The organism is Micromonospora sp. NPDC005174 (assembly GCF_040608495.1).
Classification (GTDB): domain Bacteria; phylum Actinomycetota; class Actinomycetes; order Mycobacteriales; family Micromonosporaceae; genus Micromonospora.
This window is the reverse complement of record NZ_JBEXIJ010000023.1, coordinates 94,825-104,489: the sequence shown is the minus strand read 5'-3', so window position 1 is coordinate 104,489 and position 9,665 is coordinate 94,825. Positions and strand designations below refer to the sequence as shown.

At 68.3% G+C, this 9,665-nt stretch carries 10 protein-coding genes; 4 read left to right on the top strand and 6 right to left on the bottom strand.

Annotated features, from left to right (window positions below; translation table 11 throughout):
- Positions 1 to 89 precede the first annotated feature (89 nt).
- The gene (locus tag ABZU91_RS23240) at positions 90 to 431 is read right to left on the bottom strand and encodes a hypothetical protein (RefSeq protein ID WP_355244063.1); all 342 of its coding nucleotides are present in this window, start codon (positions 429 to 431) and stop codon (positions 90 to 92) included.
- 206 nt (positions 432 to 637) lie between these two features.
- On the opposite strand from ABZU91_RS23240, the gene ABZU91_RS23235 reads away from it, so the two are divergent.
- Positions 638 to 1,240 carry a maleylpyruvate isomerase N-terminal domain-containing protein gene (locus tag ABZU91_RS23235; RefSeq protein ID WP_355244060.1) on the top strand — a complete coding sequence of 201 codons (603 nt, stop codon included), beginning with the start codon at positions 638 to 640 and terminating at the stop codon, positions 1,238 to 1,240.
- A gap of 170 nt (positions 1,241 to 1,410) precedes the next feature.
- The gene (locus ABZU91_RS23230; RefSeq protein WP_355244057.1) at positions 1,411 to 2,421 is read left to right on the top strand and encodes a mechanosensitive ion channel domain-containing protein; all 1,011 of its coding nucleotides are present in this window, start codon (positions 1,411 to 1,413) and stop codon (positions 2,419 to 2,421) included.
- 63 nt (positions 2,422 to 2,484) lie between these two features.
- Here the strand turns inward: ABZU91_RS23230 and ABZU91_RS23225 are convergent, their stop codons facing one another.
- The 3 genes from ABZU91_RS23225 to ABZU91_RS23215 form a co-directional block, all read right to left on the bottom strand.
- Positions 2,485 to 3,660, bottom strand: coding sequence for a zinc-dependent alcohol dehydrogenase (locus ABZU91_RS23225; RefSeq protein WP_355244054.1), 1,176 nt, complete (start codon positions 3,658 to 3,660; stop codon positions 2,485 to 2,487).
- Complete coding sequence (locus tag ABZU91_RS23220) at positions 3,657 to 4,559, bottom strand: SRPBCC family protein (protein WP_355244052.1); 903 nt, start codon at positions 4,557 to 4,559, stop codon at positions 3,657 to 3,659. Before ABZU91_RS23220 ends, ABZU91_RS23225 begins: the two co-directional genes overlap by 4 nt.
- 327 nt (positions 4,560 to 4,886) lie before the next feature.
- On the bottom strand, positions 4,887 to 5,468 hold the full coding sequence (locus ABZU91_RS23215; RefSeq protein ID WP_355244049.1) for a type 1 glutamine amidotransferase domain-containing protein: 582 nt from the start codon (positions 5,466 to 5,468) through the stop codon (positions 4,887 to 4,889).
- 269 nt (positions 5,469 to 5,737) lie between these two features.
- Here ABZU91_RS23215 and ABZU91_RS23210 point away from each other — a divergent pair, with 269 nt between their 5' ends.
- Positions 5,738 to 6,535 (top strand): aldo/keto reductase, encoded by a 798-nt coding sequence (locus ABZU91_RS23210; protein ID WP_355244046.1) that lies wholly within the window; start codon positions 5,738 to 5,740, stop codon positions 6,533 to 6,535.
- An 87-nt stretch (positions 6,536 to 6,622) separates the two neighbouring features.
- Here ABZU91_RS23210 and ABZU91_RS23205 read toward each other — a convergent pair whose 3' ends face one another.
- The gene (locus ABZU91_RS23205; protein WP_355244044.1) at positions 6,623 to 7,750 is read right to left on the bottom strand and encodes a hypothetical protein; all 1,128 of its coding nucleotides are present in this window, start codon (positions 7,748 to 7,750) and stop codon (positions 6,623 to 6,625) included.
- A gap of 388 nt (positions 7,751 to 8,138) precedes the next feature.
- Here ABZU91_RS23205 and ABZU91_RS23200 point away from each other — a divergent pair, with 388 nt between their 5' ends.
- Entirely contained in the window at positions 8,139 to 8,549 is a 411-nt protein-coding gene (locus ABZU91_RS23200; RefSeq protein WP_355244041.1) for a hypothetical protein, read from the top strand.
- Between the two features lie 188 nt (positions 8,550 to 8,737).
- Here the strand turns inward: ABZU91_RS23200 and ABZU91_RS23195 are convergent, their stop codons facing one another.
- A complete protein-coding gene (locus tag ABZU91_RS23195; RefSeq protein ID WP_355244038.1) occupies positions 8,738 to 9,661 on the bottom strand; it encodes an AEC family transporter in 924 nt (307 codons plus the stop codon).
- Positions 9,662 to 9,665 lie beyond the last annotated feature (4 nt).

The following is a 9,665-nucleotide window of genomic DNA, read 5'->3' as shown; positions in this document are numbered from 1 at the left end:
CCCGCTACGCCAAACGAGCATCCCTTTACCGGGCCAGCCTTGTCCTCATCGCCGCCATCATCTGGCTTCCATGATCGACAGGACAGGCCCTAGTCCGGGATGTCTCGTCGATACAGCTGGGCGACCGGAACCAACGGGATGGGATCCTCGATCAGGTCGTCCAGGTCGAGAGCATCGGCCGAATCGAGCTCGGCCCGCTCATCCGCCGTCAAGAAGTCCCCACCCGGTAGTGGCTCCCGGGCTTCTGCGGTCGCGAGGATCTCCCTCCTGCGGTGCAGGGCGGCCAGGGTCGTCAGGTTCCATGGCTCGTGCGCTCCGGCGTCGTCGCAGGCGGGCCACACCTCATCTGCCGGCCACAGAAGGGGTCCACCGACCGAGCTGTCCCTGACGCTCGGAGCGCCCGGTCGGGGATGCAGACGGGTGGTCGTCACGGAATGGTCCCGCAGTTCGGGAAAGACCGCAGTGATGTCCAAGGGGCGCGGAGGCGTGGTGCGGAGCATGTCGGCGGATCTTATGGCTCTCGTACCTGTCCTGACGTCCCGGCCGACGAACTGCCCCTCGCGGGCAGGCGCACCCATGACGACAGGTGCCCGCAGGGCATAGCGTGCATTAGATGATCCGATCTGCCTTCCTCGACATGGCCGGCACCGCCGCGGCTCTGTTGCGTGAACCGGTACTGGCCGAGCGGTGGTCCCGGCCCAGCGCGTTGCCTGACTTCTCGATGGGGGGCCTGGCTCGTCATCTCGCCTACCAGGTGACTCACACGGTGATCTTCCTGGGCGCTGCTCCAGGCAGGTCGGCGATCTCGGTGCTGGAGCATTTCACTGGCAACACCTGGGTGACCTCAGGCGTCGGCAGCGTGGACAACATCGGTATCCGGCGTCGCAGCGAGCAGGCAGCCGCGTCGATCACCGCCGAGGGCCTGGCGGACGCCGTCGATGCCGCGTTGACCGAGCTGCGGGCCGTCGTGCCGGCACAACCTCTCGACCGCATCGTGGACCTCGGCGAGTGGGGTCTGCGCGTCGATGACTTCCTCCTGACCCGTGTCATGGAGCTGGTCGTGCACGTCGACGATCTGGCCGTCAGCCTCAGCTTGCCGACGCCCTCGATGCCGGCGGCAGCGACCGAAGCGACGATCCATCTGTTGACCAGCCTCGCCGCCTGGCGACACGGTTCCCTGAACGTGATGCGCGCACTTGCTCGACAAGAACGAGCTCCCACCTCGATCGCCGCCCTCTGAACGCCGCAAAGCAGTGCGGCGTCGCCGTGATCTCCGCCAAGCTCACCGCTCCGGCACACCAGCAATCGCCGATGTTTGCCGCCTAGCACTGCGCAGGATGGGACGCTGGCACCTGGACTGGGCAGGAAGTCGGGGGAACCTGGCATCGGGATTACGGTGAACGGCCTCTGATGCGTACCGCGTTGATCGTAGTAGCCGCGCTGGCGGCGGCGGTGGTCGTGGACTTGATCTCCGGCTTGCTGATTCGTCGGGTAGCCCGTGGCCGTTATCGGTGGCTGCTGGAGCCGTTGCGGCATTCCTGCCGGCGCCCGGCGGCAGCGGTGCTGCTGACCGGGGCGCTGTACTACGCGCTGCCGCTGGATTCGGTCGGTTGGCAGCGTCATCTGCGGCACGCGGTCCTGGTGGCCCTGGTTCTGTCCGGGGCCTGGTTGGTGATCAGGGCGTTGCACGTCGCCGAGGCGGTCGCGTTCAGCCGGCTGCCGGGTGACCCGGTCGCCAGTCGGCGGGTCCGGCGTGCTCGGACGCAGATTCGTCCCGTGCGACGGCTCACCGTCGCCGTGGTCACGATCGTCGCGATCGGCCTGATACTGATCACCTTTCGACCGGTACGCCTCTTCGGTGTCTCCGTGTTGACGTCGGCGGGGGTGGTCGGGGCGTTGATCGGTCTGTCCGCCCGTACCGCGCTGGGCAACGCGTTCGCCGGCGTCCAGGTCGCCTTCGCCGACGGGCTGCATGTCGGCGACGTTCTGGTGGTGGACGGTGAGTGGGGCCGGGTCGAGGAGGTGAAGCTCACCAACGTGGTGATCCGGCTCTGGGATGAACGGATGCTCATCCTGCCGACGACGTACTTCACCGAGCGGCCGTTTCAGAACTGGACCCGAAACGAGTCCCGCGTGATCGGCAAGGTCCAGATTCACGTCGACCACACCGCCGACCTGGATGACCTGCGCCAGGAAGCGCGCCGGCTGGTCGAGTCCTCACCGCTCTGGGATCGCGGCCAGTGGGTGCTCCAGATGGTCGACTCCACACCGCAGACGGTGGTCATCCAGGTGCAGGCCTCGGCCGCCGACGGCGCCAGCGCCTGGGACCTGCGCTGCGACCTACGCGAGGGACTGGTCTGCTACCTGCGCGACCATCATCCGCAGTGGCTTCCCCGCACCCGCAGTCAGTATCAGCCCTGAAGGACGCCGCAGGACACGCATCCGGCCACCGGGCGCGTCGCGGTGGCCGGATGCGGGTGGTCGTCAGGGCTTGAGAACGACCTTCTCGCAGTTGTCCTGCTTGTTTTTGAAGATCTCAAAGCCGCGCTCCGCCTGGTCGAGCGGCAGGGTGTGGGTGATGACCCGGGTCGGGTCGATTTCCCCCCGTTCAATGCGCTGGAGCAGCGGTTTCATGTAGCGCTGCACGTGGCATTGACCGGTACGCAGGGTCAGCGCCCGGTTCATCCACGCCCCGGCGGGGAACTTGTCGAGGAAGCCGCCGTACACGCCGATGACCGACACGATGCCGCCGCTGCGGCAGGACAGGATCGCCTGGCGTAGCGCGTGCGGCCGCTCGGTCTCCGAGCGGACTGCCTGCTTGATCCGGTCGTACGCGTGCACGTGCGCGGCACCGTGGGTGGATTCCATGCCGACCGCGTCGATGCACTTGTCCGGCCCCCGCCCACCGGTCAGTTCCAGCAGTCGGGACCGCACGTCCACGTTCTCGAAGTTCACCGTCGTGTGGCCCGCACGTTCGGCCATCTGCAGCCGGTACGGCTCTTTGTCGATGGCGATGACCTTCGCGGCGCCGAGTGCCCGGGCGCTGTCCATCGCGAACTGCCCGACCGGGCCAGCGCCCCACACCGCAACCACGTCGGTGGGCTGGATGTCGCACATCTCGGCGCCCATGTAGCCGGTGGGCAGGATGTCGGAGAGGAACAGCACCTGCTCGTCGGTGAGGTCGGCCTCGATCTTCAGGGGACCGACGTCGGCGAACGGAACCCTCGCGTACTGCGCCTGACCGCCGGCGAAGCCACCGGTCAGATGCGAATAGCCGAAGATCCCGGCGACCGGATGGCCGAACATCTTCTCGGCGATTCCGGCGTTCGGGTTGGAGTTCTCGCAGCAGGAGTAGAGCTCTGCGGCGCAGGCGCCGCACGCGCCGCATGCGATCGGGAACGGCACGACGACCCGGTCCCCGACGCGTAGCCGACCCGGGTCGACGCCCCGGCCGACCTCGATTACCTCGCCCATGAACTCGTGGCCCATGACGTCGCCGTCCTGCATGGTGGGCACGTACCCGTCGAGGAGGTGCAGGTCCGAGCCGCAGATCGCGGTAGAGGTGATGCGTACGACGGCATCGCGATCGTTCAGGATCTTCGGGTCCGGCACGTCACGGACCTTGACCTTGTTGCGGCCCGCCCAGGTGTTCGCCCTCACGCGCCTGCCCCCTTGGCCAGCTCGGAGTCCGACAGCGGCTGCGCCGGACGCTGCGGGAACTCCTTGCGGGCCCGCTTGCCCCACGGGGCGCCCTCGGATCGGACCACCTGCCCGGTCTCCAGCACCTGCTTGAGCCGGCGCAGGTCGTCGTCGAGCTGCTGGTGCGGTTCCTCACCGAAGTACCTGGCGACCGCCTTGCCGACCGCGCCGCCCGGGAGGTCGTAGGACATGACGACGTGCACCTCGGTGCTGGCACCATCCGGAGCGGGCACGAAGCGGACCGTGCCGGCGTTCGGCACGTCGGCGTTACCGGTGGACCGCCACGCGATCTTCTCCCCGGGCGCCTCGTCGGTGATCTCCGCGTCCCACTCGACGTTCCTGCCGAAGGGAGCGCTCGCGGACCAGTGGCTCGTGCGGTCGCCGGTGGCACGGATCGTCTCGAGATGTGCCATGAACGTCGGGAGGTTGTCCAGGTCACGCCAGAACGCGTACACGGTGGGTGGGGATTTGCGGATTGTCGTCGTGGCTGTCAGCTCCATGGATCCTCCTCCGCGTGAACCTCGTATCGCCGGCGCCGAACCGATCCTCTTGACGCGGGTGGCCTGCACGGCGGTCAGCAGGTCCACCACCGTGATTCCGACGATGGCGCTGGTGACACCGACGAGGCGACGCCGGCGGTGCCCGCCACGGTGGGGCATGGCCACCCCGAGAGAGGCCAGGTCCATCGCATCGCCCAGCACTCGGGTCCACACCCAGATGCCCTTGCGACGGCTCGTCAGGAGCCCGGCCGCATGGACCAACTCCCGCGCCCCGACAAGCGGCACCACCGCCCGGGAGGTCGACGAGTCGTCCACCCCGCTGATCCGGCGCACCGTGTCCGGTGCCGCGAGCTGTGCCACGCCCAGACCGAGAATTCATCCAGCCCAGCCGGCGTCCTCGCCGTCGCACGTCGTCCTGCCTGGCCTGCGCTGCCTCTCGGGTTGCTAGTTGAGTCACGGGTGGCCCTCCGTATCCGGTCGCTTCCCGGCCGAGCCATTGCGGCCCACGGAAGTCCGGGGACGCGACCTGTAGAGCCCGCATACCCCTCGAAAACCACCTCAATCCGTGCATCGGTCGCGTCATGGAGGTGATCCCTGTCCCGCTGCTCAGCACGGGGTCCGGGCCGCGACCGCCAGCGGCAGCCGCTCAGGCCCGGGCTGATCCACCGGAACCTGAACCCCACCGTGTCAGGCCGACGCCATCTGACGAACGTTCTCGCCCTGGGCGAACACCTCGACCATCTTGGCGCAGAAGGCCGGAAGGTCGCTGGGGTTGCGGCTGGTGACCAGGCCGTTGTCGACCTGTACCTGTTGGTCAACCCAGTTGCCGCCCGCGTTACGGATGTCGGTACGCAGGCTCGGGAATGAGGTGAGGGTTCGGCCCTTGACCATGCCGGTCTCGACCAACGACCAAGGGCCGTGGCAGATCGCCGCCACCGGCTTCTGTTGCTGGAAGAACGCCCGGACGAAGTCCATCGCCTGCGGGTTCATCCGGAGCCGGTCGGGGTTGACAGTCCCGCCCGGCAGCAGCAGGGCGTCGTAGTCGGCCGCATTGGCATCGTTCACGGTCCGGTCCACCCGAAAGCGGTTGGCCGGGTCGATGTCCTGGTTCATCGACTGGATCTCGCCGGAGTTCAAGGAGATCAGGTGGACCTCGGCGCCCGCCTGCTCCGCTGCGGCTCGGGACTGGGTGTACTCCACGTCCTCCACCCCGTCGGCGGCGAGGCAGGCGATTCGTTTGCCGGTCAGTGGCTGCTGGCTCTGCGCCATCTTGGGCGGCCTCTCCTTCGCGGCGCCGCCCCGTCGGCGGCGCATCGTTCGTTCGCGGTCGTCTTCCCGGTGGCAGAACCGGGAAACAGCTCACCGAGCGCCGCTCAAGGGCGGACGGGTCGATCCGCTCGCCGATCAGGCAGGTCTGCGCACCCTACGAGAGTGCTTGCTGTCGGAGCGGGTAACGCACACAACCACCGGTGCCGAGGCCCAGAAAGGCCGACATGACCCTCCCTACCGCTCCCATCGAACTGCCCTCCGGTCAGACCATGCCCGTGCTCGGCCAGGGCACGTGGTACCTGGGGGAGCGCCCCGCGCGGCGACGGGACGAGATAGCCGCCCTGCACACTGGCCTGGACCTGGGTATGACCTTGATCGACACCGCGGAGATGTACGGCGATGGCGCGTCCGAGGAACTTGTCGGCGAGGCTATTGTCGGACGACGCGGCGATGTGTTCCTGGTCGACAAGGTGCTGCCGTCCAACGCCAGCCGGCAGGGAGCCGTGCAGGCCTGCCGCCGCAGCCTGCAACGACTCGGCGTCGACCACATCGACCTCTATCTGCTGCACTGGCGCGGCACACATCCACTGGCGGAGACGATCGAAGCATTCGCCGAACTCGTCGACGCCGGCGACATCGGGCAGTGGGGCGTGAGCAACTTCGACCTTTCCGACATGACCGAGCTACTCGACGCGGGCGGAAACGGCTGCGCCACCAACCAGATCCTGTACAACCTCACCCGCCGCGGCCCCGAGTACGACCTGCTGCCCTGGCTACGTGAACACCGGATCCCAGTGATGGCGTACTCCCCGATCGAGCAGGGCAGACTGCTTGGCCACGAACAGGTCGCGGAGGTCGCCGCGCGGCATGAGGCGACGCCCGCCCAGGTCGCGCTGGCCTGGGTGCTGAGGCAGGAAGCGGTCGCGGCCATTCCCCGATCGTCCAACTCGGAACACACCCGGGAGAACGCGGAAGCACGCGACCTGAATCTGACCGACGATGACCTCACGTCACTCGACAAAGCATTCCCGCCTCCTACCGGCCCGCAACCGCTGGAGATGTTGTAGGGCTGCCTGCGGCGGCCCAAACCGCTGCGGCGACGTCCTGCCGAGTGCCTGCCGGTCCGATCGCGACGCACGAGTGCGTGCGCCCACTCACCTCCCGTTACGAGACTGTCCGTGGCCTTTCTCGTCCCGCCAGCTGCCGGGTTGAGGGTGGTAGCCGTAGGCGGCCGACCGGACCGTCTCCTCGTTTTCCAGCCCTGAGCCGATCGCGCCGCCGACGGTGGCCAGTGAGCTGGTGATCCAGGCGAGCGTCAGATAATCGCTGGCATTCGCCGGGCGCTGCAGTACCTGTTCGAGCACTGATGTGTCGATCAGTAGCGCTCCGACGAGCACCGTTCCCACGAACAGCACCACGTAGGACACCGCCGTCGCCAGAGTGAGAGTGAGGATCGTACCCAGGTTGAACAGCCGTGCAAGCTCAGCCGGGGTTTCGCGGCTCGGCTTCTCCCACAGGTCGTGCGCAACGATCAACCAGGCCACCAACGCACTCAGCCCGAGCAGCATGATCACGGTGAGCCGGAGTCCGCCGAGGGCATCGCCCATCTGCCAGATGGTGTCCGTGGTGAGCGCGAACGCAGCCGTGCCGAACGCGCCGACCAGGAGTTTGGACAGGCCCAGCAGGGCGCGTCCCGGGCGATTGGCGCGGACCATGCCGGTCAACAGGCGCGCCCGGCCGATCAGCCCTGATGCCAGGTAACGCCGCTCACCGTCGTCGGCTTCGCCGCTCACGCGATGGACTGCGGGAATATGCCGTGTCGTCCCGGCTGGTGCCCGGTCGGCCAGTGGCACCCGGCCGGGGGCCTCTGCCAGCAGCCGGCCCACCAGATCCGGGACGGCTGCGCGGACCGAGCGCAGCTGGTGGAGTCCCAGCGCGGGCAGGGAAATCATCCCGACCTGGCGCCGACCGGAGGTCTGGGCGACCAAGGGCACCCGCTCGGCGTGCAGTGGCAGGTCGGTCAAGCAGATGGCGACGTCCCACTGGTCGTCCGTGCGCCGCCGGGCAAGATCGTCGAGCAGCGCGTCCGCGCCGCCGTCGCGGCGCGGCGCCACCTCTCCCCAGCCTTCCCGGACGATCCACCGCACGTCCGCGCTCACCTGCTCGGTGAGTCCGCTGGCCAGTTCCGTAGCGAGCCTCGCGGCCACCCGAGCCGGCTGGTCGGGCGGAGTTGCCACCAGTCCCACGACGATCTCCGGGCGATGCCGTTCGGTCTGGGTCACCGCTGCTCCTCACCGATAGCCGGGCTCGGACGCCGACGGCGAAAATCAGGGCATCACGGGACGTCGCGGCAGTTCCCGCTCCGGCTGACGTGGTGGTAGAGCCAGGCCGCAAGGGGAACGCCCCGACCAGTCCGAACAGCGCCACACGATGCTGCGTCGAACCGGGCGGCCCGCCCATGCAGCCTAAAAGACCATCCCGAATGGTGCAGCGGATTCGATGGGCTCAGGCCGGCCCGAAGGCAGCCCATAGGTGGGCCAGGCGAGGGCTCGCTGCTTCCCGGCGCAGACTGCCTGCCCGGGAAAGCGAATCAAACGTTGTCGCAGCGGCAGGCCCAGCTATGTCGATGAGCGGATATCCGCCACCGCCGCGATGATCAAAGATGTAGCCATGAGCCACGTACACCGCACCTTTCACAACCCTCCGCCGGCAACGCCGGCCGATGTGCGGCGGGCTCTCGACCGCAACGACATCGCCGGGGCTACGGATGCCATGGTCGGATGCGCCCTGTACGGCGACGGCGACTGGAGGGAATTGCAGGAGCTCTACCTGACCCTGCTCGATCACCCTGACCGTCAGGTGCAGGCGCTTGCAGCCACGTGCCTCGGGCACCTCGCGAGGGTCTACGGTCAACTCGATGAGGATCGTGTCGTCCCCGCACTCCGCCACGTACGCGCCAGGCCTCACGTCAGGGGGACTGCCGGCACCGCGCTGGAGGACATCGAGGCCTTCCTGCATCCGCGGCGTGCGCGCTGGCGCGGGCGTCTGTGGCGACTGACGCGACCGGGCACCTGGTTCTGACGCAGCTTGGCGGACGACGCCTTCCACACATTCACCAGGGTGCACACCCAGCTATTCCTGAGCACATGTACTCCCCGCCGGAGCGGTGTCGCTCCTTCCCGCAGGTCGTGGCCGACGGCATCGCAAGCTCAGGGTTCCGGTACGCGGATCTGCGGTCGACCGCGCTACGCCCAGTCGCGATGCAGTACTCACTCGAGTAGCGCGGCCGCCGCGGCCAGAGTGGCCAGCGACAGTGTCGTGGTGACCACCACCGCCCGATTGGCCACCGCCTCGCCGACGCCGTACTCCTGGCCGAAGATGAACGTGTTCTCCGCTGTCGGCAGGCCCGCGCACACCACCACGGCGAGCAACTGCGGCGCGGACAGGTGCAAGGCCAGGCCGGCCGCGTACGCGATGACCGGCTGTGCGACGAGCTTCAGCGCGGTGATCACGGCCAGCTCGACCGGCGCGGTCGGCTCTGCCGTTGACGGCACCGTGCGGTGCAGTGACGCGCCGAGCGCGACGAGAGCAGTCGGGACGGCGGCGCCCGCCAGCAGGGTGAGCGACGCGTCGGCCGCCGACGGCAGGTGCAGCTCGGCAGCCGAGAACGCGACACCGAGCAGCGACGCCAGGATCACTGGGTTGCGTACCGGCAGGGAGGCGATACGGCGGACCCGTACCCGCCCGGTCGGGTCACTGTGCCGGTCCAGGGCGATCAGAATCACGGGACTCACCACCAGCACCTGTAGCAGCACCACCTCCGCCAGGAAGGACACGTTGCCGAGGACCTGCGTTGCGATCGGGATGCCGAGGTTCGCGGAGTTCACGTACCCGGCGGCCATGCCCCAGATCGGCCGTTCTCCGGGAGTGCGACCGAACAGCCAGCTCGCGGCGACCCAGCCGAAACCGACGACTGCGGCTGTGCTCACCCCGAAGGCGAGCAGCGAGCGGCCGGCGAACCCGGACAGCGGCATTCGGGACAGGGTCAGGAACAGGGCGGACGGCATCGCGAGATGGAATACGAACCGGCCGAGCACCGACGCCACCGCCTCGCCCAGCAGGCCGCAACGACAGGCCGCGTAACCGACTGCGGTGAGGGCCCAGATCGGCACGAACGCCGATACCAGACTCATACGG